The organism is Nonomuraea longicatena, assembly GCF_039525605.1.
Classification (GTDB): Bacteria; Actinomycetota; Actinomycetes; order Streptosporangiales; family Streptosporangiaceae; genus Nonomuraea; species Nonomuraea longicatena.
The window spans coordinates 1-26,748 of sequence record NZ_BAAAHQ010000039.1 but is presented as its reverse complement, the minus strand read 5'-3'; the positions used below and the strand labels follow the sequence as shown (position 1 = coordinate 26,748).

The following is a 26,748-nucleotide window of genomic DNA, read 5'->3' as shown; positions in this document are numbered from 1 at the left end:
CGTCGTGCCGCTTCGCGGCCGTACGGTCGCCGACCTCGCTGAGCGGGTGCGCGCCGGCGCCGACGTGCTGGCCGAGGCCCCGGACCTGCGCGTGTGCGTCGGCCTCAGCAGCGCGCTGACCGGCGCGGCCGCGCTGCGCGGCGGCGTGGCGGAGTCCGGGCACGCCCGCCGCCTGGCCGAGTCGCGCGGCGGCGGGGTCGTCACCAGCGCCGAGATCTACACCCACGGCCTGCTGCTGGCCACCGTGCCCGCCGACGTCAGCCGCCCGTTCGCGCAGAGCCTGCTCGGCCCGCTGCTCGACTACGACCGGCGCCACCAGTCCGACCTCGTGGCCACGCTCGGCTCCTTCCTGGACGCGGCCGGGTCGTGGCACACGTGCGCCGAGCGGCTGCACGTGCACGTGAACACGGTGAGGTACCGGATCAGGCGCGTCGAGGAGATCACCGGCCGCGACCTGTCCACGATGGCCGACCGGGTCGACTTCTACCTGGCCCTGCGCGCCACCTGAGAGACTGGCCGGCCGTGCCCGAGAGATCGGCGTATAGAGGAAATGTAGGGGTGCGACGTACGGTCGGAGCCATCGCCTGATGGGGCACGCGAGGGCGGATTGCGGCCGCCCTCGCGTGCGATGCGCCATGGTGCGGTGTGCGGTACTGCCAGGTGCGGTGTTGCAAGGTGCGATGTGCTCCGAACAGGGTCACAGCGCCGATGAGTCACGCAACCCAGAAGGACTCAGCAGCACAGCGGAACCCCGTACTGGACCACGACCTCGTCCTGCGCTTTTGCTGAGGCGGATGCGGCCGTAGCATTGCCGACAACGACCGCAATGGTCGCTATCACTACAGACAGTGCGGACAGGGCCAAACGTTTGCGCATGGGGGGTTCTCCCTCGCCTGTGGGTGATGCTGGGTTCATCTTTTCAGGGAGCGGCGGCTGTGACCACATCTGACCTTGTCGGTCTGCGTATCAAAACCGTGAGGAGACAACGCGGCCTGTCCCAGGCGCAACTCGCGCACCCGGAGTTGTCGGACAGCTATGTCTCCCTGATCGAGAGCGGCAAGCGCACGCCGACGCCCGCGGTTCTCGAACTGCTCGCCCAGAAGCTGGACTGCTCGCTCTCCTATCTCGTCAACGGCGTGACCGCCGAGCAGATGGAGGACATCGAACTCGCCCTCGGCTACGCGCGCCTGGCCTTCGAGAACGGTGAGGTCGTCGAGGCCAGGAGCCGGTACGCGGAGCTGATAGCGGACAACAACCTGACAGGTCTGACCGCTCTGCGTCAAGACGTGCAATTCGGTCTGGCGCTGGCGACCGAGGCGTGCGGGGACCTCGACGAGGCCGCCCGCATGCTGGAGGCGCTGCGCACGGAGGAGCTCGCCGCCGACCGCAGGCTGGAGGCGGCCAGCGCGCTCGTCCGCGTCTACCGTACGAGCGGCAGGCTCACCGAGGCCGTCGAGGCCGGTGAGGCGATCCTCTTCGGCGCCGAGCGGCCCGCCTGGTCCGACCTGGTCGTGGAGCTGGGCGCCAACCTGCTGGGCGTCTACTACGTCCGGGGCGACCTGCTGCGCGCCCGCCAGTACGCCGCCGAACTGCTCAACGCCGCCGACACGCTCGGCACCCCCCGCTCCATGGTCGCCGCCTCGTGGAACGCGGCGGTCGTCGCGGAGGCCGTCGGCCACGGGGAGGAGGCGCTCAACCTGGCCGAGCGCGCGCTCGCGGTGCAGTCGGAGTCCGGATACGGGCGCAACCTCGCCCGCATGCGGCTCACACTGGCCGCCCTCACCCTCCGGGTGCGCCCGCACGCCGCCGACGAGGTGCGCGCCGCCGTCGCCCGTACCGTCCGGGAGCTCAACGAGACCTCGGCGAGCACCCTCGACCGAGGCAACTGCCTGCTCGAACTCGCCCGCGCCGAACTCGTCGGCGGCCACCTCGACACCGCGCTCGCGCACGCCGCCGAAGGCCGCGACCTGATCCCCGGCACCGCCCGGCTGGTGGAGGCCGAGGCCCACCTGCTGCTCAGCCGCGCCTACACCGGGCTCGGCCGCTCGGAGGAGGCGAGCGCCGAGATCAGCAGCGTGCGCGCCTGGCTGAGCCCGCTGCCCGACGCGGAGGAGGTCGCGAGCACCTGGTACGCGGCGGCCGAAGGACTGGAGCAGATCGGGGAGACCGAGGCCGCGGTGGGCGCCTACCAGCGTGCGCTGACCTCATCCGGACTCTAGACACGGCGGGAGGTGGGAGCGCGGTGGTGCGTAGGTAGCCTTGGTGATGCCATGAACAGATCCCCGCACGCGGCCCTCACCGCGATTCCCCGCCTTCTGCTCACCGCACTGGCATCGGCCCTGGTCACCGGCGTGATCGTGCTCGGCGGCGCCGCTCCCGCGCTGGCCCACGACGCGCTGCGGAGCAGTGGCTCCGCCCAGGGCGCCGTCGCCGGGGCGCGGCCGGAGGCCGCCTCGGCGGTGCGCCCGCCGTTCGTGATCGTCCGGGGGCAGCAGGCGGGCCCGCCCTCCCCGCAGCCGTCGGACCGGGAGAGCGCCACCACCGGCGTCGCCTTCCCCGTCTGGCTGATCATCGTGGTGGGCGGCCTGGCGGGCGTCGGCATCGGATTCCTGCTCAGCATGCGGAAGAAGAAGCCATGAGCCGCACCGTGCGGTTCGCGCTCGCCGCCGTCGCCGCCGCTCTCATCGGCCTGGCCCTCACGATGGTCGTCGGCGGCGCCGCGTTCCCGAGGATCATCCCCGGCATCCCCGACGCCGGGGCGCTGACCCGGTGGATGCTGCCGGCCACCAAACTCGGAATGGACGCCGCCGGGCTCGTCACCGTCGGCCTGCTGGTGGCCGCCGCCGTCCTGCTGCCCAGCGACAAGGGCATGCTGGGCAAGAGCGCCCTGTCATACGTGCAGGCGACTTCGTGGACCGCGCTCACCTGGTCGGCGATGGCGTTCCTGCAGATGATCTTCAAGCTGTCCGACCTCTACACGATCTCGCCCGCAGAGGTGCTGCTGCGCGCCTACCTGCCCAGCTACGCCACCCAGGTCGGCGACGGCATCGCGCTGACCCTGGTCGTGCTGTTCGGCGTCGCCATCGCGCTGTTCTCCCGGGGCGCCATCACCGCCGGCGCCGCCGGTGGGCTGCTCCTGTTGTCGCTGGTCGCGCTGCTGCCGCCAGCGCTGACCGGCCACGCCGCCTCCTCGCCCAACCACAACCTCGCCACCGCCGGGCTCACGCTGCACATGCTGTCGCTGGCCGTGTGGGTGGGCGGCCTCGGCGTCCTCGTGGCCCACGCCCTGCGCGGCGGGCCCGACCTGCCGCAGGCCGCGGGCCGCTTCTCACGCGCCGCGCTGTGGTGCTACGTCGCCGTCGGGGCCTCCGGCCTGTTCAGCGTCTTCGCCCGGCTCACGAGTGTCTCCGACCTGTGGACCTCCTCCTACGGCGTCCTGCTCGTGGTCAAGATCGTGGCCTTCGTGCTGCTCGGCTACATCGGCTACTACCACAGACAACGCACCCTGGTCGCGCTGGAAGCGGGCAAGCCCCGGTCCTTCACCCGGCTCGCGACGGGCGAGGCGCTGTTCATGGCCGCCACCGCCGGGCTCGCCGTCGTGCTCGCGCGCACCCCACCGCCCGTGGCCGTGGTGCCCGCCGACCTCGCCTACGAACTGCTCGGCTTCCCGATGCCGCCGCCCATCTCACTGGGCAACCTGGCCTCCCTGTGGTGGCTCGACCTGTTCTTCGCCGCGCTCGCCGCCGTCCTCGCCGGCCTGTACGCCGCGGGCGTCGTCCGCCTGCGCCGCCGGGGCGACGCCTGGTCGTGGGGCCGCACCGCCTCCTGGTTCGCCGGCGTGGCCGTCCTGGTCGTCGCCACCCAGAGCGGCCTGGCCCGCTACGCCAAGGTCATGTTCAGCATGCACATGGTCGAGCACATGACGCTGTCGATGATCGTGCCGATCTTCCTGGTGCTGGGCGGGCCCGTCACACTGGCGCTGCGCGCGCTCCGACCCGCCGCCAAGCGCGGCGACCGAGGTCCGCGCGAGTGGCTGACGACGATCCTGCACAGCCGGGCGGTCCGCGTCGTCAGTCACCCCGCCGTCGCCACGGCGGTCTTCATCGCCTCGACGTACGCGCTGTACTTCACGCCGCTGTTCGCCGCCGCGATGGAGGAGCACCTCGGCCACATCGCCATGACCGCGCACTTCCTGCTCAGCGGCTGCCTGTTCTTCTGGGTGATCATCGGGGTCGATCCGGCGCCGCACAAACTCCCGTACGTCGGGCGGCTGCTGCTGCTGTTCGTGACGATGCCCTTCCACGCCTTCTTCGGCATCGCGCTCATGATGATGGGCACCGTCCTCGCCTCCGGCTGGTACGAGCAGCTCGGCCGCACCTGGGGCGACCCGCTGCTGGCCGACCAGAGCGACGGCGGCGCCATCGCGTGGGGCTTCGGCGAGATCCCGACGCTGATCGTGCTGCTGGCCATCGCCCTGCAGTGGTACCAGGACGAGGACCGCAAGGCGCGCCGGGCCGACCGCCGGGCCGACCGCAACCCGGAGGGCGACGTCGAGCTCAACTCCTACAACGACTATCTGGCCCGCCTCAACAAGGCCGACAAGGGCGAGTAGGGCCGTCTCGGACTCGTGGCCGGTGGCCTCCGCACCACCGTCCACGGCGTGGTCCCGTCGCGTGACCGGCTCACCCGGCGCAGGGTGAGCCGCACCCGGACGTGCGCCCGCCGCCTGGCGCAGGGTGAGGCGGGGCCCTACGCCAGGGTGAGGATCTCGCTGCCCGTGTCGGTGACCAGGATCGTGTGCTCGAACTGGGCCGTCCGCTTGCGGTCCTTGGTGACCGCCGTCCAGCCGTCGGGCCAGATGTCGTAGTCGATCGTGCCCAGGGTCAGCATCGGCTCGATGGTGAACGTCATGCCGGGCACCAGTTCGACCCGCAACGCCGGGTCCTCGTAGTGCGGCACCATGAGCCCGGAGTGGAAGCTGGTGCCGATGCCGTGGCCGGTGAAGTCGCGCACCACGCCGTAGCCGAAGCGCTTGGCATAGGACTCGATGACCCGGCCGACCACGTTGAGCTGGCGGCCGGGCGCGACCGCCTTGATCGCCCGCATCATCGCCTCGCGAGTGCGCTCGACCAGCAGCCGTGATTCCTCGTCGACCTCGCCCACCAGGTAGGTCGCGTCGGTGTCGCCGTGGACGCCGTCGAGGTAGGCGGTGATGTCGACGTTGACGATGTCGCCGTCGCGCAGCACGGTGTCGTCGGGGATGCCGTGGCAGATGACCTCGTTGATCGAGGTGCACAGCGACTTGGGGTAGCCCTTGTAGCCGAGTGTGCTCGGGTAGGCGCCGTGGTCGAGCAGGAACTCGTGGCCGATCCGGTCGAGTTCGTCGGTGGTGAGGCCGGGCCGTACGTGCCGGCCGACCTCGTCGAGGGCCTGCGCGGCGAGGCGGCCGGCCACGCGCATGCGCTCGATGATCTCGGGGGTCTTGACGTCGGACTCGCCGGTCTTCGGGCGCTTCTTGCCGACGTACTCCGGCCGCGCGATGTGGGCGGGGACCTTGCGCATGGGCGATATCCGGCCGGGCTGGAGCAGCGTCGTCATGGCCAGAGAGTCTACCGACCCGTACTTGGGCCCCGGGAATCCGGATAAGCGCGGGGCCGGAGGGCACAATGTCTGTCGTGAGCGAAGGTCAATGGTGGTTCTGCCTCAGGCACATGCGGGTCGAGCCCGACAAGGGCTGCCCCAACAAGGACCGCATGGGCCCCTACTCCAGTGAGGCCGAGGCGGCGGGCGCATTGCAGCGGGCCGAGGACCGCAACAAGGCCTGGGACGAGGCCGACCAGGACGAGGACGACTAGCCGAGCACCGCGTAGGCGCGTACCGGGAAGGTCCCCATCCCGGCCACCATCGGGGGCGCCGCGTGGAACCTGAAGCCCTCGGCCGGGAGCGCGCCGAGTCCGGTCAGGTGCTCGACGATCGGGATGCCCGCCGCGAGCAGCAGCGTGTGCGCGGGCCGGGGTCCGCGCGCCGGCGTGTCGTCGATGTTCAGCGAGTCGATGCCGACGAGCGCGGCACCCTGCTCGACCAGCCACCGCGCGGCCTCCGGCGCGAGGTACGGGTGCCCGCCCACGTAGGCCGGGGTGCCGAAGCGGACGTCCCACCCGGTGTGCAGGAGCACGGCCCGGCCGCGTACGTCGAGCCCGGTGAAGGCGTCGACCCCGATCGCCCGTGCCCCGGCCTCCGTCACGGAGATCTTCAGCCCCGGCAGGTCGGCCAGCCGGTCGAGCGGGGTCGTGGCCAGGTCGGTGCCGTCGGCGTAGCGGTGGAAGGGCGTGTCGACGTAGGTGCCGGTGTTGGCCGCCAGCGTGATGAGGCCGATGTGGAACTGTGTGCCCTCGGCGTACAGCTGCTTGGAGTCCTCCCTGCTCAGGTGGGTGCCGAGGACCGGGCCCGGGATGCCGGGGTAGGTGGTCATGCCTTCGATCACGGGGTGGCTGAGTTCGACGATCATCGAGCGAGTCCGATCCGGTAGAGCTTGAACAGGGCGGTGACGCCGATCGCCGCCCAGATGAGGTTGAGCACGGCGGAGGGCCAGGCCGCCTGGACCGCGCTGTTGATCATAAGGCCGAGGGAGCCGCCGAGGTTGATCAGCTGGTAGGCGACACTCTCTCCGGACAGCCGCGACGAGGAGACCATCGCGTAGCCGAACAGGAGGAGACCGGCGCCGAGCCAGCCGACGGCGACGAGGAGGAACTCCATGGCGGCCATTGTCATGATTTTTTGCTATAAAGCACAAGTAAAGAGAACTGAATATGCGCGTAAGCTGAACTGTATGGACATCGACCCCCGACGTCTGCGTATCCTGCACGAGGTCGCCCGCCGGGGCGGCGTCATGCGGGCGGCCGAAGCCCTCTATCTCACCCCCTCCGCGGTCTCCCAGCAACTGGCCCACCTCGAACGCGAGGTCGGCCTGGCGCTCATCGACCGGTCGCAGCGTCGTGTGTCGCTCACCCCGGCCGGCCGCGTGCTCGCGGGCTACGCCGAGCGGGTCGAGGAGGAGCTCGCCGAGGCCCGCCGCGAGCTCACGCGCTTCACCGAACGGCTCGCGGGGCCGGTGCGCATCGCGGCTTTCCCGACGGTGATCAAGCACATGCTCGTGCCCGCCCTGCGCGACCTCGCCGAACGGCACCCGAAGATCGTTCCCCTGATCCACGACGTGTACGGCCCGCCCGCCTTACAGGAGCTGCGGCTCGGCTCTGTCGACGTCCTCATCACCGAGCAGGACATGAGCCTGCCCGCCCTCTCGCAGCCCTCGCTCAACTCGCGCACCCTCTACGTCGACGAGTACCGCGTCGTCTTCCCGTCCTCCTGGCCCAAGGCGCCCCGCACGATCGGTGAACTCGCGGACGCGCCCTGGGTGGCGGGAAACCCCGGCCAGGCGTGCGGCCAGGCCCTCGACCGGCTCGCCGCGCTGCACGGGTTCGAGCCTCGGAAGGTGCACGTCCTCAGTGAGTTCGGGCCCACGCTCGCCCTGGTCGCCGACGGGCACGGGGTGGCCATCGTCCCGACGCTCGCCCTGCTCGACGTGCCCGAGCTGGAGGTGCGGGTGAGCGAGATCCGGGACGTGGGGGCGCGGCGGCTGGACGCGGTGACGCGGGTCAGCCGTACCCGCTCGGGGGAGCCCGACCCCGTGCAGGCCGTCGTGATCGGCGCGATTGAGGAGGCGACGCACGCCCTGGACGACACCCTCGTGCCACACCTCAACCCCTAGCAGGCCTTGACGGAGGAGTAGGCGAGGTGGCCGTTGAGGCCGTTCTTGTGGCCAGGGCGGATGGTGTCGGCGTGGTTGTCGTAGTTGACATTGGTGTAGAGGCAGTAGTTGCGGCTGGTACGGTTCCACGCCGCCAGCGGGTCCAGCAGGTTCTGGCGGGCGAGGTCGGGCGAACCCCACCGGAAGGCGGCCACCCGGCCGGTGCCATCGGACTCGCTGTACAGGCACAAGTGCCCGTCGGGGCAGCGGTCGAAGGGTACGGCGGCGCCGGCGGGGGTGGTCAGCGTGAGCGGCGCGACGGTGAGCGCGAGCGCGAGCGCGGTGTTGCGGAGGTGGTGCATGGGTTACCTCTTCCTGAAGTGACTGACGGTGTTCAGTCTGTGACTCCAGGTGTCGGCGGGGCAATCGGTTTTTCAGTCGGTCACCCGGGGGCCGCTGACCTTCTCCAGCAGACGGGCCAGCCGGTCGCGCAGGCCGGGGCGGTGGGCGAGTTCGCCCGCCGCAGTGCTTACCAGGTGCTGCGCGCCGTCGAAGGTGATCAGTCCGTGCTGCGGCACCGTGATCGCGTCGTGCGCCAGCCCGGCCAGTTCGGTGTCGCAGCCCTCCAGTGCCAGGATCGTCGCGCCGGTGCGGCGCGCGTCGTCGACCCGCTCCAGCAGCGGCACCGGCGCCTGCTCCTCCGCCACCACGAAGAGCGTCTCCCCGCGCCCGGCCGCCTCCAGGCGATCGAGCCCGATCCGCAGGTGGGCGGGCGCGTCGGCCGGAGGCTGCCAGCGCACCAGTGTCGGCGCGAGCTGCGGCAGATCGGACAGCCTGGCCTCGTCGGCGAGGTGGGCGGTCAGGTGCCAGGGCTCCTCCGCCGGGGTGCCGACCAGCAGCAGGCCGCCGGGGGAGCGGGTGGCGCGCAACGCCATGCCGAACTCGCGGGTGCGTTCGACCCAGCCGGTGTCGGCGAGGAGCTCGCGGAGGAGGGCCACGGAGCCTGAGTCCATCAATCTATAGTGCCTGACGCCGGCCCCTGACCAACGGGGTTTTCGGGCCTTGACAGGTGGTTACCGACGAGTAACGATCGGCGTGGCCCCACGCGGCCCCCGCGTGGCCCCGCGCGAGAGGACGGCGCCATGAGACTGTCCGTGATCCTCACTCTGATTCTCACTCTGGTCACCTCGTTGTCGCTCACGGCGGCACCCGCGCGAGCGTTATCGCAGCGCTCGTTATCCTCGGCCGCGCCGGGCGACGTGCTCTCCTCCCGGCCCACCACCGTCTACCTGCTGCCGGGCAAGCTGCTTGAGGTGCCGGTCGACGCCTGGCACCTGCTCTACCGCTCGACCTCGGCCGTCGGCGCCCCGAACGCCGTCTCCGCCACCCTGCTCGTGCCGAAGGCGGCCTACCCGTTCGGACGGCGGCCCGTCGTCGGCTACGCCGTCGGCACCCACGGCCTCGGCGACCGCTGCGCCCCCTCGGTGAGCATGCGCGAGGGCCGCGAGACCGAACTCGCCCTGGTCAGCCTGCTGCTGCTCAAGGGCTTCGCGGTCGCGGTCACCGACTACGAGGGTCTCGGCACGCCCGGCAGGCACACCTACATGGCCGGGATCTCTCAGGGCCGGGCCGTGCTCGACTCCATCAGGGCCGCGACGCGGACCCCCGGCGCCGGGCTGTCGGCGAGCGCTCCCGCCGGAGTGATCGGCTACTCGCAGGGTGGCGCGTCCGCCGCGTGGGCGGCCCAGCTCCAGCCCGCCTACGCTCCCGAACTGCGCCTGCGCGGCGCTGCGGCGGGCGGGGTGCCCGCCGACCTCAAGGCCGTCGCCGCCCACCTGGAGGGCAAGCCCGACTTCGGCCTGGCGGCCGCCGCCGGGGTCGGCCTCGACGCCGCCTACCCCGAACTCGACCTGTACGCCGACCTCAACGAGCGCGGACGCGCCCTGATGGCCGAGGCCGAGAACGCGTGCGTGGGCGAGCTGTCCGGGTTCGCCGGGCTGAGGTTCGCCGACCTGTCGCCGGTCGACCTGCTCGCCCTGCCCAAGTGGACAGCCCGCCTGACCGAGAACCGCCTCGGCGCCATGCCACCGGGCGTCCCGGTGTTCCTCTACCACGCGACGGGCGACCAGATCATCCCGTATGCGGTGGGCGCTGAGTTGCGCGCCGCCTACTGCCGGGCCGGGGTGAACACCCGCTGGACCGCGGTCCCGGCCGGCAACCACGTGCTCGGGGCCGTGGAGGGCGCACCCCTTGCGATCGAGTGGCTGGCCCTTCGGTTGTACGGTCTGCCCGCGCTGTCCGGCTGCTAGGGATTGTCCACGCCCACCCAGTTGACGTGGAAACCGAACTGCTGGGCGTGGGCCGGCGCGAGCGCCGAGCCGTCGCGCCACTGCACGTAGACGCGGAACCCGGTGGCGGTCGGCGAGTAGATCGCGCCGGTGCCGACCAGGCCCCACTGGGTTCCGCTGCCGCCGACGGAGCTGACGTAGATCGGTGCGCCGGCGAACTTGGCCGCCGAGGTGTTGACGTCGATGTAGATGCCGTTGGCGCCGTAGGCGACCCAGCCTTCGCCGGGTCGGGTCTGCCCGGCTCCGGTACGCAACGTAGGCATTGTCGATCTCCCTTCAATGGTGGCGAGTAACTCGATGTCACCATGCGATCGCCATGTGTGGCTATCGGTGCGGAAGGGAGGTAGGGGTGCGACTCTGGTCACGCTCCGCTTACGTCACTGGTGGCAGGCTGGTCGGCGGCGCGCGGGGGAGTCGCGTGCAGGATCGAGTCCAGCAGGCCGGGGAAGCGCCGTTCGAGGTCGGCGCGGCGCAGGCGGCTGGGGCGGGCGGTGCCGTCCAGTCTGGTGGAGACGACGCCGCTCTGGCGCAGGATGTTGACGTGGTGCGAGACCGTCGACACCTTCACCGGCAGGTCGAGCGCGGTACAGGTGGACTCCTCCACCTGGCCGAGCAGGCGCACGATGCGCAGCCGGGTCGGGTCGGCGAGCGCCTGAAGCACCGTGCCGACGTCGAGGTCGTCGAGGTCGGGCTGGGTCAGCCAGGTCTCCATACGGTCTCCTTCTGATCGGCGTCCTCTTTTACGATACTCGTCGGAATCTATTACGATGGTCGTCGTAACTATCGATGTGCATCGAAGGAGAGTCATGACGGTATCCCAGGAGGCCGCCGGCGTCAGATGGCGGCCGCACGTGGCCGTGCTGGCCTTCGGCGCGTTCGCGGTCGGCACCGACGGGTTCGTGGTCGCCGGGCTGCTGCCCGCCATCGCCGCCTCGTACGAGGTGAGCGTGGGCGCGGCCGGGCAGCTCGTCACCGTGTTCTCGATCGCCTACGCGGTGCTCGCGCCGATCCTCGCCGTGCTGACCGCCTCGTGGTCGCGGCGGACGGTCCTCGTCGCGGCCCTGGTGGTGTTCGCCGTCGGCAACGCGGTCACCGCGCTCGCCCCCGACTACGGCCTGGCCCTGTGGTCCAGGGTCATCGCCGCCGCCGGCGCCGCGATGTTCACCGCGACGGCCGCGGCCACCGCCGCCGCGCTGGCGGGGGAGCGCGAGCGTGGCCGCGCCATCTCGATGGTGATGCTCGGCGTCACGTCCTCGCTGGTGCTCGGGGCGCCGCTCGGCACGGTCATCGGCGGTGTGCTCGACTGGCGGGCCACCATGTGGGCCATCACCGCGCTGGCGCTGCTCGCCGCGCCCTCCATCGCCTTCCGCCTGCCCACCACGACCGGAGGCACGGCGGCGGGGCCGCGCGACTACCTCAGCCCGCTGCGCGACCGGCGGATCGTCGCCGTGCTGGCCACCACCGTGGTGGCCTTCACCGGCATCTACATCCCCTACACCTATGTCAGCGAGATCTTCGCGCCCGCCACGGCGGGCGGCGAGGCGATGCTGGCCGTCCTGCTCCTCGTCTACGGCGTCGCCGGGACGGGCGGCAACCTCGCCGTCGGCCGCCTGGCCGACCGGCACGGGCCGACCCGGGTGATCGTGGTGGTGACGCTGGCCCTCACCGCGGGCTTCGCCCTGCTGCCGCTGGCCACCGGCACCATGGTCGCGGCCGTGGTGGCGATCCTGGTGGTCGGCACGCTGTCGTTCGGGGTAACGACGCCGCAGCAGCACCTGATCATCACCCTCGCCGGACGCGGGGCGAGCCTGGTCACCTCGCTCTACCAGTCCGCCCTTTACCTGGCGGTCTCGCTGTCGGGCGCGGTGGGGGCGCTCGGGCTTGAGTGGTGGGGCGCCGAACGCCTGCCGTTCGCGGCGGCGGCGCTGGTCCTGCTGGCCGCCGTCCTCACCTACGCGACCGGGAGGTCGGGCACCCGGGAGGCCCGCAGCGGACAGGAGGCTGGCATGATCGGTGTATGACTGACGTGAACGGGATCTCCATCGGCATTCTGGGCGGAACGGGCGATCAGGGCAAAGGGCTGGCCAGGCGGTTCGCGCTGGCCGGCCACCCGGTGCTCATCGGCTCACGCAGCGCGGAACGGGCGCAGGAGGCCGCCGACTCGATCGGCGCCGGTGTGAGCGGCCAGGCTGTGAGCGGCTTGAGCGTGAGCGGTGCCGCCAACGCCGACGTGGCCGCACGGGCGGACGTGGTGATCGTGGCCGTCCCCTATGACGGGCACAGGGAACTGCTCGTCTCCCTGCGCGCCGAACTCGCCGGGAAGATCGTGATCGACTGCGTCAACCCGCTCGGCTTCGACAAGCAGGGCGCCCACGCGCTGCAGGTCGAGGAGGGCAGCGCCGCCCAGCAGGCCGCCGCAGTCCTCCCCGACAGCCGCGTCGTGGCGGCCTTCCACCACGTGTCCGCCATGCTGCTGCTGGACGAGAGCGTCGCGAAGGTCGATCTCGACGTGCTCGTCCTCGGCGACGACCGTGAGGCCACCGACCTGGTGCAGGCGCTGGCCGCCGTCATCCCGGGAGTGCGCGGCGTGTACGGCGGCCGCCTCAGGAACGCCCACCAGGTCGAGGCGTTCACCGCCAACCTGATCTCCATCAACCGCAGGTACAAGGCGCACGCCGGACTGCGCATCACCGACGTCTGACGGCCTCACAGCCAGCCGGCGTCCCTGGCGATCCGGATCGCACCGATCTTGTTACGGGCGCCGGTCTTGGCGATGGCGGCGGTCAGGTAGTTGCGGACGGTGCCGGGCGACAGGTGGAGGGCCGAGGCGGTCTCCTCCGCCGACAGCCCGCGCGCCGCCTCCCGCAGCACGGTCGCCTCCCGCTGGGTGAGGGGGCTCTCGCCGTACTCCATGGCGGTGCTCACCAGTTCGGGGTCGAGGACGCGCAGGCCCGCGTGGGTACGGCGGACCGCGTCCGCCAGCCGGTCGCCCGGCGCGTCCTTGACCAGGAACGCCTCGATGCCCGCCGCCAGCGCCCGCCGTACCTGACCGGGCCGGCCGAGCGCGGTCAGCACCAGGACGCGGCAGCCGGGCAGGCGCTCGCGCAGGTCGGCCGCCGCGCTGATGCCGTCCAGGACGGGCAGGTCGATGTCGAGGATCGCCACGTCCGGCCGTTCGGCCAGGGCGGCGGGGACGATCTCGTCGCCCCTGGTGACCTCGGCGACGACAGAGATGTCCGGTTCGAGGTTGAGCAGGGCGGTGAGGGCGGCCCTGATGAGGTGCATGTCCTCGGCGAGCAGGACGCGGATCACGCGGGCACCTCCACCGTCAGCCGGAAGCCAGCCGCGCCGGCGGGACCGGCGCTCATGCTGCCGCCGACCTGCTCGGCCCGCTCCCGCAGCCCCGCCAGCCCCGACCCCGCCAGCCTTGACCCCGGCAGCCCTGACGCTGCTGGCCCCGGCGCTGCCAGCCCCGGCGCTGCTGGGCTCGACGCCGTCGGCCCTGAACCCGTGTGCCCCGGCAGTCCCGGTCCCGGTTGCGCCCGCTCACCGGGGACGCCGTCGTTGACGATCTCCAACCGGAGCCCCCGCCCCTGCACGGCGGTGGTGATCGTGCAGGTCGTGGCCCTGCTGTGGCGCAGCACGTTGGTGACACCCTCGCGTACGGCCCAGGCCAGCGCCGCCTCCGAGGCGCCGCCCTCGGCCGGTTCGCCGGCCAGATGGGTCTGGCAGCCGATACCGGAGACCTCCAGCAACGACACCGCCCGGTCGATCTCGGCGCGCAGCGACCGCCGCCGGTAGCCGTGGACGACCTGCCGCACGTCCTGAGCCGCCTCCCTGGCCACCCGGACGAGTTCGCCCACCTCGCCCCGCGCCGTGGCCGGATCGCCGGGCAGCAGGCGGGCGGCGAGGTCGCCCTTGAGCGCGATGGCGGTCAGGCTGTGCCCGAGCCCGTCGTGCAGGTCGCGGGAGATGCGCAGCCGCTCCTTCAGCACGGCCGCCTCGGCGAGTTCGGCGCGGGCGCCGTCGAGTTCGCGGGTGACGGCCGCCAGCCGGACCACGACCACGACCATCGCCCCGGTGACGGGGATCGTGGCCGCGTAGAAGAAGGGGATGACCGGGCCGGGCAGCACCGCGAACAGCAGCACCGCCTGCCAGGCCGTCATCGCGGCCACCGCCGGCCCGGCCAGCCGCAGCGGCAGCGACACCAGCAGCCCGCATGCCAGCAGTTGCGCCGTCACCCCCGACAGGCCGCCGGGCAGCAGCAGGTCCGGCACGTAGGTGGCCAGAGCCTGCGCGAGCAGCGGCAGCGGGTGCGGGCGGCGGCCGCGCAACGCCGCCCGCATGGTCAGCAGGTGAGGTACGCCGACCGCCGCCAGCGAGACGACGGCGACCGAGGCGATCGGCAGACTCCCGAACCCGAGGTACACCAGGCCCAGCGTGGGATAGGCGACGGACACCCCGGCGATCAGCCAGGCGGCCAGCCGCTGGGCGGACGGCGCGGTCATGGGCGCGGGGAAGAGGGGGCGGTCCATCGCGGGGCCAATCTACCGGCGTGGTCACGGGCGCGGGGAAGAGGGGACGGTCATCTCCACCGGCGCGGTCATGGGTGTGGGGAGGGGGCGTCCATCGCGAGGCCGATCCACCGGCGCGGTCATGGGCGGGTGGTCATCTCCACCCGGGCCGTCATGGGCGCGAGGGAGAGGGGACGGTCATCTCTACCGGCGCGGTCATGGGCGCGGGGTAGAGGGACGGTCATCGCGGAGGCCGGTCTACGAGCGGCGGGGCTCCCAGCGGAACCACAGCCGCAGCGCGCCCAGCCCGGCCGCCAGCCAGAGCGCCAGGTTCACCAGGGGGCCCGCCACCTCGCCCGTCCGCATCGCGCGGGCGGCGGCGGTGGTCGGCAGCAGGTCGAACAGCACGCCCGCCCACGACGGGAGCAGCGCCGCGATCGGCCCCATCGCGCCCGCGCCCACCCCGCACAGCAGGAACACCGGCACCGTCATGGCCGCCGCCAGTTCGGCGCGGGGGATCGCCGCCGTCCAGGCCGCGCCGAGGACCGCCATGGTGAGTGCACCGAGGAAGGCGAACCCGGCGAAGGCCACCGGGTCCGGGGGCAGCGGCACGTCCGCGGCGGCGTGGACGGCCAGCAGGCAGGCCAGGAGGAGGCCGAGGGTGGCGGTGACCGTACTGGCGATCTCGCCGACGAGGATCTGCGCGTCGGTGAGCCGGGTGGAACGCAGGCGTTTGAGGACGAGCTGGTCGCGGCGGCCGGTCAGGACGACGGCGAGGTTCATGAACGCGGTGATCGACAGCAGCAGCGCCGTCGAGCCGTAGAAGGAGTCGGTGGCGGCGGCGATCCCATCGGCGCGGACGTTGCGCATGAGCAGCGGTATCCCGACCGCGATGGCCACGGGGGTGACGACCGAGCCGGCCAGCATGGCCCGGTCGCGCCAGAACAGGTGCAGACCCAGCCGGTAGGTCGCGGCGAGGCTCATCGGGCGCTCCCGTCCAGGAAGAGGTCCTCCAACGTCGCCGTGCGGACCTCCAGGCCCGTCAGCCGCAGCCCGCGCTCGGCCGCCCAGCCGAGCAGCCGCTGGGCGGCGAGGTCGGGATCGTCGGCGGCGCAGACCGCCGTGTCGCCGTCGAGGGCGACGGGCAGCGGCAACTCGGCCGGATCGACACCGGCGGGCAGCCGGAAGGCCACCCGGCCGCGCAGCCCGGCCAGCGTCTGCGTGATGCCGCCCGCCGTCACGATCCGGCCCGCGTCCATGATCGCCATGGTGTCGGCCAGCCGCTGCGCCTCTTCCAGGTAGTGGGTGGTCAGCAGGATCGCGGCGCCGGCGCGGGCCAGTTCGCGCACGAGCTCCCAGGTGGCGCGGCGGGCCTGGGGGTCCATGCCGGTGGTGGGCTCGTCGAGGAACAACACCTCGGGACGGCCCAGCGTGGCGAGCGCCAGGTCGAGCCGCCGCTTCTCGCCACCGGACAACTGCCGCACCCGGGTACCCGCCTTCGCGGTCAGCCCGGCCAGCTCCAGCGCCTCGGCACGCGGGCGCGGCGCGGCGGTGAAGTCGCGCCAGGTGTCGATCGTGCGGGCCACGGTCAGGTCGGGGAAGAAGCCCGCCTCCTGCGCCATCACGCCCGTACGGCGGCGCACCTCGGCGCGCTCGCCCGCCGGGTCGAGCCCCAGCACTCGTACGGTCCCCTCGTCGGGCCGCCGGAAACCGGCGAGCACCTCGACCGTCGTGCTCTTGCCCGCGCCGTTCCTGCCGAGCAGCGCGAAGACCTCGCCCCGCGCCGCCTCGAAACTGACGCCGTCCACGGCCGTGAAGCCGCCGTAGCGGCTCACCAGACCGGATACCCGTATCGCTGTCACATGGGCGATGCTTCCGGTGCCCGGCGTCTGGGGAACAGTGAGGAATTCACGACTTCGAGGAGTTCCGCGCCGACGGCCTCGGGATCGACCACCTGGTGCAGGTGGCGGCCGGGCACCCGGCTGACGGGCCAGCCCCGGTCCTTCGCCTCCCGGGCGTCGCCGTCGTAGGGTTCGCCGTACCAGACGAACGCGCACGGCACGTTCTCCCACCCGGCGGGCACCGGCACCCGCTGGGTGAAGTACGACAGCGGCAGGCGCGGCTGGTCGGCCTCCACCCGCCGCCGCATCGCGGCATCGGGCAGGAAGGCCGCCACCTCTTCGTCGCCCCACCAGCCCGTCCAGGGCGGCAGGATGTCGTCAGGCCCGGCCAGCGCGCGCAGGAACGGCAGGAACGGCTCCTCGGCGATCTCGGTCAGGCCGCCGCGCGGCGGCACCCGGCTCTCGGCGAACACGCAGGCCACCACCCGCCCGCCGAGCGCCTCCTTGACCACGGGGACGAACAGGCCCGCGTTGCTGTGGGCGACGAGCACGAGCGGCCCGTCGGCGGGCGCGGCCGCGCGCACGGCGGCCACGACGGCCGGCCAGTGGGGGGCGGGGCCCGAGCCCACCCGGGTGAGGTCGGGGACGACCGCCGTCGTCCCCGAACGGCGGACCACCTCTGCCACGGGCGCCCAGGTGGACGGGCCTACGCACGGACTGTGCATGAACACGAAGCTCGCCTGCATGCCCGTCACGATGCCGCATCCTCACCCGCCGATGTGGGATGTCCGCTGTCGGCGGAGCCGCGTGGTGGGATGCCCGCCGTCGGAGGCCGCGTCACACGGCCGGCGACGTCTCACGACCGGCGGCATCGCGCGACCAGGGACATCACACGACCAGGGACATCACACGACCAGGGGCATCACACGACCAGGGACGGCACGGCGGGCGCCGTGGCGCCGTCGTAGGCCCGCCAGGCGAGCGCCAGGGCGCGCACCGCCCGCGTGAGGTCCTCCTCCGGGAACAGGTAGTGCAGCCGGATGTGGTCGCCGTGCCCGCCGAGCGGGTCGAAGGCGCGTCCTGGCGGCACCGCCACCCCGTGCCGCAGGGCGATCTGGGAGAACGCGTCCGAGTCCGCGTCCGGGAGCCGGACCCAGAGGGTCTGCCCGCCGAGCGCGGGTGTGAACGTCCAGGCGGGCAGGTGCGTGCGCAGTTCGGCGCACAGGTGGTCGTGGCGGCGCCGCAGCTCGGGGATGCGCCCACGCCGGATCTCCGCCGTGCGTCGCACCAGGCTCGCCGCCGCGAGCTGGCTGACCGCCTCGCCCGCGAGGTCGTGCACGGCCCGCAGCCGGGCCAGCCGCGTGGCGAGCGGGGCGGCGGCGCGGATCCAGCCGACCCGCATGCCGCCCCACACCAGCTTGCTCAGTGAGCCCACCGTGAGAACGTGTTCGGCGCGCCGGGCGAAGGCGGCCAGCGGGGGCGGGGTCCGGCCGGAGAAGCACAGCTCGGCGCAGACCTCGTCGTCCACGAGCGGGGTGTCGGCGCGGACGGCGTACTCGGCCAGCCGCCTGCGCTCCTGGTCCGGCATGATCGAGCCCGACGGGTTGCTCGCCGTCGGCACCGCGTACATGAGCGCGCCGGAGGCCCGCTCGCCCACCCGGAGGGGGCGGACGGCGGCCGCCGCGTGCCTGAAGGCCTCCAGCGCGCCCGGGTACGTCGGCGTCTCGGCGAGCACTGTGTCACCGGGGGCGACGAGCAGCGCCGTGAGCAGGCTGATCGCGTGCTGCGCCCCGGTCGTCACCACGATCTCGTCGGCGGTCGTGGGCACGTCGCGGGCGCGGTAGTAGGCGGCCAGCGCTTCGCGCAGCTCCGGGTGACCGGCCGGGTGGTAGCCGAGGTCGTCGGGCCGGGCCGCCAGCCGCTCGGCCGCCTCCCGGTAGGCGTCCGTCACCAGCGGCGGCGCCGTGGCGGGGGCGGCGCAGGTCAGCAGCAGCACCCCGTCGTCCGGGTGGATCAGGTGCTGGATGAGCGGGTTGGCGGGCACGCCGTCGGCCGTGCGGGTCGCGGGCAGCCGGTGGGCGGCGACGCGGGTGCCGCTGCCCTGCCGCCTGACGACGCGGCCCTCCTGCTGGAGCAGGTCGTAGGCGGACACGACGGTGCCGCGCCCGACCGCGAGGCGCCTGGCCAGCACCCGGTCGGGCGGCAGCGCCCGCCCGGACGGCAGGACGCCGTCGTCGATGAGCACGCGCAGGCGGGCGGCGAGCAGCAGGTAGAGCGGGCCGCGCCCGGAGGCCCAGCGGCCCAGCAGGTCCACCAGATTGGCTCCATCCATGGACCAATTCTGCCGGAATTGGCTCTGAACATCGACCCGTACGCCCGGCATGCTGCGAACATGAGCCTTCGCCGTGAGACCCGAGCCGTGCATCCGCCCCAGCCCGACATCACGGGCAGCCGCCCCATCACCATGCCGATCTACCAGACCTCCGGCTTCGCCTTCGACGACCCGGCGGTGTTCGCCGACGCGCTGTCGCGTCCCGACGGGGCCTTCGCCTACGGGCGCTACGCCAACCCCACCGTCCGCGCGCTGGAGAGCGCCGTCGCCGATCTGGAGGGCGGCGTCGCGGGCATCGCGACCGGCTCCGGCATGGGCGCCGTCAACTGCGCCCTGCTCGGACTGCTCGGCCCCGGCGACCACCTCGTCGCCCAGAAGTCCCTGTACGGCGGCACCGCCGCGATGATCAACGAACTGGCGGAGCGGTTCGGCGTGAGCGTCACCTACGTGTCCGGTGACGACCCGGACGCCTTCCGCGCCGCCGTACGGTCGCGGACCAGGGTCCTGTACCTGGAGACCCTGTCCAACCCCCTCAACCACGTCGCCGACCTGCCCGGCATGTGCGCCGCGGCCCGCGAGCTCGGCGTCGTCTCCGTCGTGGACAACACCTACGCCACCCCGATGCTCTGCCGGCCGATCGAGCACGGGGCCGACATCGTCGTCCACTCCACCACCAAGTACATGTCCGGCCACACCGACGTCGTCGGCGGCCTGACCGTCCACGCCGACGAGGAGCTGTGGCGCCGCGTGTGGAGGTTCTCCGTCGAACTCGGCGCCACGGCCGACCCGTTCGCCTCCTGGCTGACGCTGCGCGGGCTGCAGACGCTCCCGCTGCGCATGGAACGCCACTGCGCCAACGCCCGCCACCTCGCCACCCGGCTGGCGGCGCACCCGGCGGTCGCGGAGGTCCACTGGCCGGGGCTGCCGGGGCACCCGTCGTACGAGCTGGCGGCCAAGCTGCTGCCGGACTTCGGCGGCGTGCTGGCCTTCGACCTCGCGGGCGGGCGGGCGGCGGGCGAGCGGTTCATGAAGGCGGTCAGGCTCGCGCTGCTCGCGCCCTCGCTCGGCGGCGTCGAGACGCTGGTGATGCACCCGGCGACGACCTCGCACCGGACGCTGAGCGCCGAGGAGCTCGCCAGGCACGGAATCGGGGAGGGCACCGTCCGTATCGCGGTCGGCATCGAGCATCCGGAGGACCTGTGGGCGGACCTGTCCCAGGCTCTGACAGGCTGAAACTATGACAAAAGTGACATATGCTGATGTTCTGGCCGCCAGGGAGCGGGTCGGCGGCCACGTGCTCCGGACCCCCGTCCTGGAGGCCGGGCCCCGCCTGTCGCTGAAACTGGAGCTGCTCCAGCACTCCGGCTCCTTCAAGGTGCGCGGGGCCTTCAACCGCATCCTGTCGGCGGGCGAACCGCCCGCCTCCGGCGTGATCGCGGCCAGTGGCGGCAACCACGGCCTCGCCGTCGCCCACGCCGCCCGCGTGCTCGGCGTCCGCGCCGAGATCTTCGTCCCCACCGTGACCAGCCCGGTCAAGGTCGCGGGCCTGCGCGCCCTCGGCGCGCACATCACCCAGACCGGCGCCGTCTACGCGGAGGCCGCCGAGGCCGCGGCCAAGCGCGCCGCCGACACCGGGGCGCTGCCCGTGCACGCCTACGACCAGCCCGAGGTCGTCGCGGGACAGGGCACACTCGGCCTGGAGCTGCTCGAACAGGTGCCCGGCGTGGACACCGTCGTGGTCGCCGTCGGCGGCGGCGGCCTCGCGGCCGGCGTCGCGCTGGGGCTCGGCGGGGTGCACGTGGTGGTGGTCGAACCCGAGCGCATCCCGACCCTGCGGGCCGCGCTGGAGGCAGGCCGGCCCGTGCCCGTGGACGTCGGCGGAGTCGCCGCCGACGCCCTCGGGGCCTCGCAGGTGGGGGCACTGGCCTACGACGTGCTGTCGCGGGCCCGCGCCACCAGCGTGCTCGTGTCGGACGAGGCCATCGTCGGCGCCCGCCGCATGCTCTGGGAGGAGCGGCGGGTGGGCGGCCNNNCCGAGCACGCGGGCGCGGCCGCCTACGCGGCCCTGCTGTCCGGCGCGTACGTCCCCGGGCCGGACGAGCGGGTCGCGGTCGTCGTCTGCGGCTCCAACACCGACCCGGCGACGCTCTGACCTGACGCGCCCCGCACCGAGATGCGGCCGGCTTACCGGTATCCGTGCTCGGGGCCGGGGAAGGCGCCCGAGGCGACGTCGGCGGCGAAGGAGTGGGCCGCGCGGGTCAGCTCGGCGTCCAGGTCCGCGTACGTCTTCACGAACCGCGCCGGGTCGCGGGTGAGGCCCATCATGTCCTGCCACACCAGCACCTGGGCGTCCGTGGCCGGACCGGCGCCGATGCCCACCGTCGGGATCGACAGCGACGCCGTCACCCGCTCGGCCAGCTCGGCCGGTACGCACTCCAGCACCACGGCGAACGCGCCCGCCCGCTCCAGGTCCTTGGCGTCGGCCATGAGCTCGTCGCCGGACTGCCCGCGCCCCTGGACGCGGTAGCCGCCGAAGGCGTTGACCGACTGCGGCGTCAGCCCCAGGTGGCCCATCACCGGGACCCCTGCCGACACCAGCAGCTCCACCTGCGGCAGCACGCGGCGCCCGCCCTCCAGCTTGACCGCGTGCGCGCCCGCCTCCTTCAGGAAGCGGGCGGCGGTCGCAAGGGCCTGCGACGGCGACGCCTGGTAGGAGGCGAACGGCAGGTCGGCCACGACCAGCGCCCGGCGCGAGCCCCGCACCACGGCGGCGGTCAGCGGCAGCAGGTCGGCGACGGTGACCGGGAGCGTGGAGTCGTACCCGTAGACGACCATGGCGGCCGAGTCGCCCACCAGCAGCACCGGGACGCCCGCCGCGTCGAACACACGGGCGGTCATCGCGTCGTAGGCGGTGAGCATCGGCCATTTCTCCCCGCGATCCTTGGCGGCGGCCAGGTCGCGGACGGTGACGCGGCGATCGGTGGCGCCGCCGTACAAAGAGGACATCGAACATCCCTCCGTGACATCGGTCTCGAGTCGCCCCGATGGCGTACCCGGACCTCTTCGATGATGCCTCACCCCGCCACCGGAATGTCAGAGCCCCCCGTCACAATGGAGGCCATGGCGCTCGAACCCTACCGGAGGCTTCTCAGACTGCCCGGCGTACCTTCCCTGCTGCTCGTGGGGCTGCTGGCGCGCATCCCGTCCACCGCGACGGGCATGGCGCTCACCCTTCACGTCGTCCACAGCCTCGACCTGGGCTTCGCCAGGGCCGGGCTGGTCACGATGGCCAGCACGATCGGCCTGGCGGTGGGGTCGCCGCTGTCGGGGCGGTTCGTCGACAGGTACGGCCTGCGGCCGGTGCTCGCCGTCACCACCGTCGCGCAGGCGGTCTTCTGGTCCACCGCGTGGGCGCTGCCGCTGCCGGGGCTGGTGGCCGCCGCGTTGGTGGCGGGGCTGCTGGGGCTGCCGGTGTTCAGCGTCATCAGGCAGTGCCTTACCGCGCTCGTCCCCGTCGAGCAGCGGCGCATGGGCTTCTCTCTCGACTCGATGCTCGTCGAGCTTTCCTACATGACCGGCCCCGCCCTCGCGGTCGCGGGCGTCACCATGATCGGCAGCGGCTGGACGATGACGATCCTGGCCGTCGGCATGGTCGGCTCGGGCACGGGGCTCTTCCTGCTCGACCCGCCGACCCGCTCGGCCGAGGAACTCCGTGCGCCGGCCGTCCGCGTGCCCCGGCGGCAGTGGCTGACGCCCGGGTTCGTGGGCCTGCTGGGCACCACCGCCGCGGCCACCTTCATCCTCACGGCCACCGAGTTGTCGCTGGTGGCCACCATGAAGAACGCGGGCGACGTGGCCTGGGTGGGGCTCGCCGTGGGCCTGTGGTGCGTCTACTCCCTGCTGGGCGGGTTCGTCTACGGCGGGCTGTCGCGCGGGTTCTCGCCGCTGGTGCTGATCGCCGGGATGGGGTTGCTCACGATCCCGGTGGGGCTGGTGGGCGGCGACTGGCGATGGCTGGTGCTGGCGCTGGTGCCCGCGGGGGTGCTGTGCGCTCCCGCGCTGTCGTCCACGGTCGACACGGTCAGCCGGTGGGTGCCCGCGACTGCGCGCGGCGAGGCGATGGGCCTCCACGGGACCGCGCTGCTGATCGGCGGCGCGTCGTCGGCGCCGGTGGCGGGGGCGATCATCGACGCGCACGGGCCCGTGTGGTCGTTCGCGGTGGCGGGCCTGGTGGGCGTGGTGATGGTCCTCGTCGCGCTGCCCTTCTGGCGCCGCCCCCGCCCCCAGCTCGCCCCCGCTCCCGCCGAGGCGTCCGTGTCCTGACCGCCGTCGTGGCGCCGGGAAACCCGTGAGCTGCCGGGGCCGTCTCCCATCACCCCATGAAAGCGGAGAATCCTCGCGTACTACCCTGGTCCCGTGGCCCAACTGCGTATCGCTCTCGCACAGACGAACCCGACCGTCGGCGATCTGTCCGCCAACGCCGCCAAACTCGTCGAGTGGACCCGGGACGCCGCCGCCAGAGGCGCGCACCTGGCCGTCTTCACCGAGATGTTCCTGACCGGCTATCCGGTCGAGGATCTGGTGCTGCGCACCCCGTTCGTGGACGCCAGCGTCAAGACGCTTGAGGACAGCGCCACCCGGCTGGCCGCCGAGGGGCTGGGCGAACTGCCCGTCGTCGTCGGCTACGTCGACCGCTCGGGGCTCGCGCCGCGCCTGGGCCAGCCCAAGGGCGCGCCGCTCGACGCCGCCGCGCTGCTCCACCGGGGCCGGGTCGTGATCCGTACGGCCAAGCACCACCTGCCCAACTACGGCGTCTTCGACGAGTACCGCTACTTCGTGCGCGGCGACCGGCTGCCCGTCTTCCGCCTGCACGGCGTGGACGTGGCCGTCGCCGTGTGCGAGGACCTGTGGCAGGAGGGCGGGCCCGTCGCCGTGGTCGGGCAGGCCGGGGCCGGGCTGCTGGTGGTGCCGAACGCCTCGCCGTACGAGAAGGACAAGGACGACGTCCGGCTGGAGCTGTGCGCCCGCCGCGCCCGCGAGGCCGGATGCGCCCTCGTGTACGCCAACCAGGTGGGCGGGCAGGACGAACTGGTCTTCGACGGCGACTCCCTGGTGGTGGACGCCTCCGGCGCGCTGGTCGCGCGCGCGGCGCAGTTCCGCGAGGAACTGCTGGTCGTGGACCTGGAGCTGCCGGAGTCCTCGGTCCCGGCTGGCCAGATCGCCTACGACGCGGGGGACGGCACGGCCATCACGGTCGAGCGGGTGGTGCTGTCGGACGAGCCGCTCGCCTCCTACCCGGCGCTGCCCGCGAGCATCGCCGAGCCGCTGTCGCCGCCGGCCGAGGTGTACTCGGCGCTGGTGCTGGCGGTGCGCGACTACGTGGCCAAGAACGGGTTCCAGTCGGTGATCCTGGGCCTGTCCGGCGGCATAGACTCGGCGCTCACGGCCACGATCGCCTCGGACGCGATCGGCCCGTCGCGGGTCCACGGCGTGCTCATGCCCTCCCGTTACACCTCGGAGCACTCGATCGCCGACGCCGAGGAACTGGCCCTGCGGCAGGGGCTCAACGCCCGGGTGGTGCCCATCGGCGACATCGTCAGCGCCTTCGACAAGGAGATCGACCTGTCGGGCCTGGCGGCGGAGAACCTCCAGGCGCGGGTGCGCGGCATGATCCTCATGGGGCTGTCGAACGAGCACGGCCACCTGGTGCTGACCACGGGCAACAAGAGCGAGCTGGCGACCGGCTACTCGACGTTGTACGGGGATTCCGCGGGTGGGTTCGCGCCCATCAAGGACGTGCCCAAGACGATGGTGTGGGAGCTGGCCCGCTGGCGCAACGCGCACACGGGCGAGCACTTCCTGCTGGAGGCGGCCGAGCCGATCCCGGTCGGCTCCATCACCAAGGAGCCGTCCGCCGAGCTGCGGCCCGACCAGCGCGACAGCGACTCGCTGCCGCCGTACGAGGTGCTGGACCGGCTGCTGGACGACTACGTCGAGAAGGACCTGGGCTCGGCCGAGCTGATCGCGGCCGGGCACGACCCGGCGCTGGTGGCGCGGGTGATCCGGCTGGTGGACCTCGCGGAGTACAAGCGGCGCCAGTATCCGCCGGGGCCGAAGATCACGCCGAAGAACTTCGGGCGCGACCGCCGCCTGCCGATCACGAATCGGTGGCGGGAGCACACTCCGTAGCCTGCGCACGGCGCAGCGCCCAGGCGGTGCAGGCGGTGGCGAGCAGACCGCCCGCGCCCGCGACGAGGAACACGGTGGGCGCGCCGGTCAGGTCGAGCAGGGCGCCGCCGGCGACGTACGACAGCGCGGCGGCGGCCCCGATCGCCCCGTAGAGCGCGCCGAAGACCCGTCCGAGCAGCTCCGGTGGGACGGCGCGCTGGATGAGCGTGCCGACCGCGACGTCCATGGCGGCCAGCCCCAGCCCGCGCGCGAGCTGGACGGCGAAGGCCGCCGCGACCGCCCACGCGAGCCCGGTCAGCAGGTTGCCCGCGCTGCTGACGGTGAACCCGGCCACGAGCAGCGTGCCCGTCGCGAGCTTCGGCCACGGCCGGGCGAGCAGCAGGTATCCGGCGAGCAGCCCGAGCCCGACGGCCGCGAGCAGCAGTCCGACGGCGGCGTCGCCGGAGCCGAGCGTGTCCTTGGCCAGGAAGATCAGCGCCACGTCGTCGACGCCGTTGAAGGCGACCACGCCGAAGAAGCCGAGCCCGACGGCGCGCAGCAGCCTGCTGCCCGCGATGTGCCGCAGTCCGGCCAGCGTCTCGCGGGCCAGCCCGCCGTCCCGTTCGCCGCGTTCCGTGCGCCCGCGCGGCAGCCGCGTCAGCAGCAGGGCGGAGACCAGGAAGCTGGCGGCGTCCACGAGGAGCACGCCGCGCACCCCCAGCAGGGGCACCAGCGCCGCCGCCGCGAGCGGGCCGAGCGCCTCGCCGCCGTTGGTGCCGAAGCCGATCGCGGCGTTGGCGCCCTCCAGGTCGCGCCCGCGTACCAGTGAGGGCACCAGCGCCCGCGACGCCGGCTGGAAGACCTGCGCGGCGACGGCGCGCACGGCGACGAGGGCCAGCAGCAGCGGCAGCGCGGGCAGCCAGAGCGCGATGAGGGCGACCAGCGCGGCCTGTGCCAGCTCGCAGGCGATCATGACGCGCCTGCGGTCGAAGCGGTCGGCGACGGCCCCGGTGAACGGCCCGAGCAGCGCGGGCGCGAAGTCGCCGACGAGCAGGAGCAGCGCGACGGCGAGCCCGCGCCCGGTGGTCTGCTCGACGTGCAGGAGCAGGGCGACGAGAGTGAGGGAGTCGCCGAGGAAGGACACGGTCCTGGCGCTCCAGAGCAGCCGGAACGGCCGGTTGTCGCGGATGAGGTGCACGGCGCCCACCGGCAGAGTGTGGCGCGGGCGCGATCGGCTTCGCCACCGGATATCCGGTAACGCTCTGTGCGCGGCCGTGACCGGATACCTTGAGGTGGCACGGCGGTTCGAGAGGAGTGCGAAGTGCGGCTCGGGAGTCTTGAGCGCTCGGTCATGGAGGCGCTGTGGTCGCGCCCCGGGGGCCTGCTGGCCCAGGACATCGCCGACGGGCTGGCCACCGCCCCCGCTGTCACGACCGTGCTGACCGTGCTGTCGCGGCTGACCCGCAAGGGGCTCGCGGTGCGCGAGCGGGCGGGCCGGGCGCACGTGTACCGGCCGGTCGCGGGCAAGGACACCTTCGTCGCCGAGGCGATGCGTGAGGCGCTGAACGAGGCGGGCGACGTCGCGGCGGCCGTCCACCGGTTCGTGGGCACGATCTCGCCGGAGGCGGCGGCCGCGCTCAGGGCCGCCCTCGACGCGGCGGACGGCGGCCCGTGACCCCGCCCGCCGCAGGACCGTGATGGGCTGGCTGGTCGCGACGGCGGTGGCGCTCGCGCCGCTGCTGATCGGGCGCCGCGCGGCGGCCCGGCTGGCGGATGCGGCCTGGACCGCCCGGCGGCC

The 26,748-nt window shown here is 73.0% G+C and carries 29 protein-coding genes; 14 read left to right on the top strand and 15 right to left on the bottom strand.

Annotated features, from left to right (window positions below; translation table 11 throughout):
- The 4 genes from ABD120_RS30445 to ABD120_RS30430 all read left to right on the top strand — a co-directional run.
- Positions 1-508: PucR family transcriptional regulator (locus ABD120_RS30445; RefSeq protein WP_343953619.1), on the top strand; the 508-nt coding region annotated here is incomplete at its 5' end.
- A 466-nt stretch (positions 509-974) separates the two neighbouring features.
- Positions 975-2,219, top strand: coding sequence for a helix-turn-helix domain-containing protein (locus ABD120_RS30440; RefSeq protein ID WP_343953618.1), 1,245 nt, complete (start codon positions 975-977; stop codon positions 2,217-2,219).
- Between the two features lie 51 nt (positions 2,220-2,270).
- Entirely contained in the window at positions 2,271-2,639 is a 369-nt protein-coding gene (locus ABD120_RS30435) for a hypothetical protein (RefSeq protein WP_343953617.1), read from the top strand.
- Positions 2,636-4,612 (top strand): bifunctional copper resistance protein CopD/cytochrome c oxidase assembly protein, encoded by a 1,977-nt coding sequence (locus tag ABD120_RS30430; protein ID WP_343953616.1) that lies wholly within the window; start codon positions 2,636-2,638, stop codon positions 4,610-4,612. The genes ABD120_RS30435 and ABD120_RS30430 overlap by 4 nt, the downstream gene beginning before the upstream one ends.
- A gap of 137 nt (positions 4,613-4,749) precedes the next feature.
- Here the strand turns inward: ABD120_RS30430 and map are convergent, their stop codons facing one another.
- Entirely contained in the window at positions 4,750-5,598 is an 849-nt protein-coding gene (gene map, locus ABD120_RS30425; RefSeq protein ID WP_343953615.1) for a type I methionyl aminopeptidase, read from the bottom strand.
- 68 nt (positions 5,599-5,666) lie between these two features.
- Between map and ABD120_RS30420 the strand changes: the two genes are divergently transcribed.
- A complete protein-coding gene (locus tag ABD120_RS30420; RefSeq protein WP_343953614.1) occupies positions 5,667-5,855 on the top strand; it encodes a hypothetical protein in 189 nt (62 codons plus the stop codon).
- On the opposite strand, the gene ABD120_RS30415 is transcribed toward ABD120_RS30420, so the two are convergent.
- Together ABD120_RS30415 and ABD120_RS30410 are read right to left on the bottom strand one after the other, a co-directional pair.
- Complete coding sequence (locus ABD120_RS30415) at positions 5,852-6,508, bottom strand: cyclase family protein (RefSeq protein WP_343953613.1); 657 nt, start codon at positions 6,506-6,508, stop codon at positions 5,852-5,854. The genes ABD120_RS30420 and ABD120_RS30415 overlap by 4 nt on opposite strands.
- On the bottom strand, positions 6,505-6,771 hold the full coding sequence (locus ABD120_RS30410; protein WP_343953612.1) for a CBU_0592 family membrane protein: 267 nt from the start codon (positions 6,769-6,771) through the stop codon (positions 6,505-6,507). The genes ABD120_RS30415 and ABD120_RS30410 overlap by 4 nt, the downstream gene beginning before the upstream one ends.
- A gap of 58 nt (positions 6,772-6,829) precedes the next feature.
- Between ABD120_RS30410 and ABD120_RS30405 the strand changes: the two genes are divergently transcribed.
- Complete coding sequence (locus ABD120_RS30405; protein ID WP_343953611.1) at positions 6,830-7,768, top strand: LysR family transcriptional regulator; 939 nt, start codon at positions 6,830-6,832, stop codon at positions 7,766-7,768.
- On the opposite strand, the gene ABD120_RS30400 is transcribed toward ABD120_RS30405, so the two are convergent.
- Complete coding sequence (locus ABD120_RS30400; protein ID WP_343953610.1) at positions 7,765-8,109, bottom strand: peptidase inhibitor family I36 protein; 345 nt, start codon at positions 8,107-8,109, stop codon at positions 7,765-7,767. The two genes, ABD120_RS30405 and ABD120_RS30400, sit on opposite strands and share 4 nt — an antisense overlap.
- Positions 8,110-8,181: 72 nt before the next feature.
- Entirely contained in the window at positions 8,182-8,760 is a 579-nt protein-coding gene (locus ABD120_RS30395) for a hypothetical protein (RefSeq protein ID WP_343953609.1), read from the bottom strand.
- A gap of 129 nt (positions 8,761-8,889) precedes the next feature.
- On the opposite strand from ABD120_RS30395, the gene ABD120_RS30390 reads away from it, so the two are divergent.
- Positions 8,890-10,056, top strand: coding sequence for a lipase family protein (locus ABD120_RS30390; RefSeq protein ID WP_343953608.1), 1,167 nt, complete (start codon positions 8,890-8,892; stop codon positions 10,054-10,056).
- Here ABD120_RS30390 and ABD120_RS30385 read toward each other — a convergent pair.
- Entirely contained in the window at positions 10,053-10,358 is a 306-nt protein-coding gene (locus tag ABD120_RS30385) for a hypothetical protein (RefSeq protein ID WP_343953607.1), read from the bottom strand. The two genes, ABD120_RS30390 and ABD120_RS30385, sit on opposite strands and share 4 nt — an antisense overlap.
- Positions 10,359-10,456: 98 nt before the next feature.
- Positions 10,457-10,807 (bottom strand): ArsR/SmtB family transcription factor, encoded by a 351-nt coding sequence (locus ABD120_RS30380; protein ID WP_343953606.1) that lies wholly within the window; start codon positions 10,805-10,807, stop codon positions 10,457-10,459.
- A 94-nt stretch (positions 10,808-10,901) separates the two neighbouring features.
- Here ABD120_RS30380 and ABD120_RS30375 point away from each other — a divergent pair, with 94 nt between their 5' ends.
- Positions 10,902-12,116, top strand: coding sequence for an MFS transporter (locus ABD120_RS30375; protein WP_343953605.1), 1,215 nt, complete (start codon positions 10,902-10,904; stop codon positions 12,114-12,116).
- Entirely contained in the window at positions 12,113-12,796 is a 684-nt protein-coding gene (gene npdG, locus ABD120_RS30370) for an NADPH-dependent F420 reductase (RefSeq protein WP_343953604.1), read from the top strand. Before ABD120_RS30375 ends, npdG begins: the two co-directional genes overlap by 4 nt.
- Positions 12,797-12,801: 5 nt before the next feature.
- Here npdG and ABD120_RS30365 read toward each other — a convergent pair whose 3' ends face one another.
- The 6 genes from ABD120_RS30365 to ABD120_RS30340 all read right to left on the bottom strand — a co-directional run bounded on the left by ABD120_RS30365 (position 12,802) and on the right by ABD120_RS30340 (position 18,782).
- Entirely contained in the window at positions 12,802-13,407 is a 606-nt protein-coding gene (locus ABD120_RS30365) for a response regulator transcription factor (protein WP_343953603.1), read from the bottom strand.
- A complete protein-coding gene (locus ABD120_RS30360; protein ID WP_343953602.1) occupies positions 13,404-14,630 on the bottom strand; it encodes a sensor histidine kinase in 1,227 nt (408 codons plus the stop codon). Before ABD120_RS30360 ends, ABD120_RS30365 begins: the two co-directional genes overlap by 4 nt.
- Positions 14,631-14,867: 237 nt before the next feature.
- Positions 14,868-15,593, bottom strand: a complete 726-nt coding sequence (locus ABD120_RS30355; RefSeq protein WP_343953601.1) for an ABC transporter permease — start codon at positions 15,591-15,593, stop codon at positions 14,868-14,870.
- On the bottom strand, positions 15,590-16,471 hold the full coding sequence (locus tag ABD120_RS30350; RefSeq protein ID WP_343953600.1) for an ABC transporter ATP-binding protein: 882 nt from the start codon (positions 16,469-16,471) through the stop codon (positions 15,590-15,592). The genes ABD120_RS30355 and ABD120_RS30350 overlap by 4 nt, the downstream gene beginning before the upstream one ends.
- Positions 16,468-17,196, bottom strand: coding sequence for an alpha/beta hydrolase (locus tag ABD120_RS30345; RefSeq protein ID WP_343953667.1), 729 nt, complete (start codon positions 17,194-17,196; stop codon positions 16,468-16,470). The genes ABD120_RS30350 and ABD120_RS30345 overlap by 4 nt, the downstream gene beginning before the upstream one ends.
- Positions 17,197-17,372: 176 nt before the next feature.
- A complete protein-coding gene (locus ABD120_RS30340; protein ID WP_343953599.1) occupies positions 17,373-18,782 on the bottom strand; it encodes an aminotransferase-like domain-containing protein in 1,410 nt (469 codons plus the stop codon).
- A 60-nt stretch (positions 18,783-18,842) separates the two neighbouring features.
- Here ABD120_RS30340 and ABD120_RS30335 point away from each other — a divergent pair, with 60 nt between their 5' ends.
- Together ABD120_RS30335 and ABD120_RS30330 are read left to right on the top strand one after the other, a co-directional pair.
- The gene (locus tag ABD120_RS30335; RefSeq protein ID WP_343953598.1) at positions 18,843-20,015 is read left to right on the top strand and encodes a trans-sulfuration enzyme family protein; all 1,173 of its coding nucleotides are present in this window, start codon (positions 18,843-18,845) and stop codon (positions 20,013-20,015) included.
- A 4-nt stretch (positions 20,016-20,019) separates the two neighbouring features.
- The gene (locus ABD120_RS30330) at positions 20,020-20,934 is read left to right on the top strand and encodes a serine/threonine dehydratase (RefSeq protein ID WP_343953597.1); all 915 of its coding nucleotides are present in this window, start codon (positions 20,020-20,022) and stop codon (positions 20,932-20,934) included.
- A 32-nt stretch (positions 20,935-20,966) separates the two neighbouring features.
- Here the strand turns inward: ABD120_RS30330 and panB are convergent, their stop codons facing one another.
- Positions 20,967-21,788 (bottom strand): 3-methyl-2-oxobutanoate hydroxymethyltransferase, encoded by an 822-nt coding sequence (panB, locus tag ABD120_RS30325; RefSeq protein WP_343953596.1) that lies wholly within the window; start codon positions 21,786-21,788, stop codon positions 20,967-20,969.
- 114 nt (positions 21,789-21,902) lie between these two features.
- Between panB and ABD120_RS30320 the strand changes: the two genes are divergently transcribed.
- Positions 21,903-23,105 (top strand): MFS transporter, encoded by a 1,203-nt coding sequence (locus ABD120_RS30320; protein ID WP_343953595.1) that lies wholly within the window; start codon positions 21,903-21,905, stop codon positions 23,103-23,105.
- 93 nt (positions 23,106-23,198) lie between these two features.
- Positions 23,199-24,971 (top strand): NAD+ synthase, encoded by a 1,773-nt coding sequence (locus ABD120_RS30315; RefSeq protein WP_343953594.1) that lies wholly within the window; start codon positions 23,199-23,201, stop codon positions 24,969-24,971.
- Here ABD120_RS30315 and ABD120_RS30310 read toward each other — a convergent pair.
- A complete protein-coding gene (locus tag ABD120_RS30310) occupies positions 24,940-26,157 on the bottom strand; it encodes an MFS transporter (protein ID WP_343953593.1) in 1,218 nt (405 codons plus the stop codon). The two genes, ABD120_RS30315 and ABD120_RS30310, sit on opposite strands and share 32 nt — an antisense overlap.
- Positions 26,158-26,271: 114 nt before the next feature.
- Here ABD120_RS30310 and ABD120_RS30305 point away from each other — a divergent pair, with 114 nt between their 5' ends.
- Positions 26,272-26,625, top strand: a complete 354-nt coding sequence (locus tag ABD120_RS30305) for a BlaI/MecI/CopY family transcriptional regulator (RefSeq protein WP_343953592.1) — start codon at positions 26,272-26,274, stop codon at positions 26,623-26,625.
- Positions 26,626-26,748: the final 123 nt, after the last annotated feature.

What these genes read in the sequence shown, in the direction of transcription:
- ABD120_RS30435 (WP_343953617.1), top strand. Translation starts at nt 2,271, where the DNA reads ATGAACAGATCCCCGCACGCGGCCCTCACCGCGATTCCCCGCCTTCTG.
- ABD120_RS30430 (WP_343953616.1), top strand. Translation starts at nt 2,636, where the DNA reads ATGAGCCGCACCGTGCGGTTCGCGCTCGCCGCCGTCGCCGCCGCTCTC.
- map (WP_343953615.1), bottom strand. Translation starts at nt 5,598, where the DNA reads ATGACGACGCTGCTCCAGCCCGGCCGGATATCGCCCATGCGCAAGGTC.
- ABD120_RS30420 (WP_343953614.1), top strand. Translation starts at nt 5,667, where the DNA reads ATGTCTGTCGTGAGCGAAGGTCAATGGTGGTTCTGCCTCAGGCACATG.
- ABD120_RS30415 (WP_343953613.1), bottom strand. Translation starts at nt 6,508, where the DNA reads ATGATCGTCGAACTCAGCCACCCCGTGATCGAAGGCATGACCACCTAC.
- ABD120_RS30410 (WP_343953612.1), bottom strand. Translation starts at nt 6,771, where the DNA reads ATGACAATGGCCGCCATGGAGTTCCTCCTCGTCGCCGTCGGCTGGCTC.
- ABD120_RS30405 (WP_343953611.1), top strand. Translation starts at nt 6,830, where the DNA reads ATGGACATCGACCCCCGACGTCTGCGTATCCTGCACGAGGTCGCCCGC.
- ABD120_RS30400 (WP_343953610.1), bottom strand. Translation starts at nt 8,109, where the DNA reads ATGCACCACCTCCGCAACACCGCGCTCGCGCTCGCGCTCACCGTCGCG.
- ABD120_RS30395 (WP_343953609.1), bottom strand. Translation starts at nt 8,760, where the DNA reads ATGGACTCAGGCTCCGTGGCCCTCCTCCGCGAGCTCCTCGCCGACACC.
- ABD120_RS30390 (WP_343953608.1), top strand. Translation starts at nt 8,890, where the DNA reads ATGAGACTGTCCGTGATCCTCACTCTGATTCTCACTCTGGTCACCTCG.
- ABD120_RS30385 (WP_343953607.1), bottom strand. Translation starts at nt 10,358, where the DNA reads ATGCCTACGTTGCGTACCGGAGCCGGGCAGACCCGACCCGGCGAAGGC.
- ABD120_RS30380 (WP_343953606.1), bottom strand. Translation starts at nt 10,807, where the DNA reads ATGGAGACCTGGCTGACCCAGCCCGACCTCGACGACCTCGACGTCGGC.
- ABD120_RS30375 (WP_343953605.1), top strand. Translation starts at nt 10,902, where the DNA reads ATGACGGTATCCCAGGAGGCCGCCGGCGTCAGATGGCGGCCGCACGTG.
- npdG (WP_343953604.1), top strand. Translation starts at nt 12,113, where the DNA reads ATGACTGACGTGAACGGGATCTCCATCGGCATTCTGGGCGGAACGGGC.
- ABD120_RS30360 (WP_343953602.1), bottom strand. Translation starts at nt 14,630, where the DNA reads ATGGACCGCCCCCTCTTCCCCGCGCCCATGACCGCGCCGTCCGCCCAG.
- ABD120_RS30355 (WP_343953601.1), bottom strand. Translation starts at nt 15,593, where the DNA reads ATGAGCCTCGCCGCGACCTACCGGCTGGGTCTGCACCTGTTCTGGCGC.
- ABD120_RS30345 (WP_343953667.1), bottom strand. Translation starts at nt 17,196, where the DNA reads ATGCAGGCGAGCTTCGTGTTCATGCACAGTCCGTGCGTAGGCCCGTCC.
- ABD120_RS30340 (WP_343953599.1), bottom strand. Translation starts at nt 18,782, where the DNA reads ATGGATGGAGCCAATCTGGTGGACCTGCTGGGCCGCTGGGCCTCCGGG.
- ABD120_RS30335 (WP_343953598.1), top strand. Translation starts at nt 18,843, where the DNA reads ATGAGCCTTCGCCGTGAGACCCGAGCCGTGCATCCGCCCCAGCCCGAC.
- panB (WP_343953596.1), bottom strand. Translation starts at nt 21,788, where the DNA reads ATGTCCTCTTTGTACGGCGGCGCCACCGATCGCCGCGTCACCGTCCGC.
- ABD120_RS30320 (WP_343953595.1), top strand. Translation starts at nt 21,903, where the DNA reads ATGGCGCTCGAACCCTACCGGAGGCTTCTCAGACTGCCCGGCGTACCT.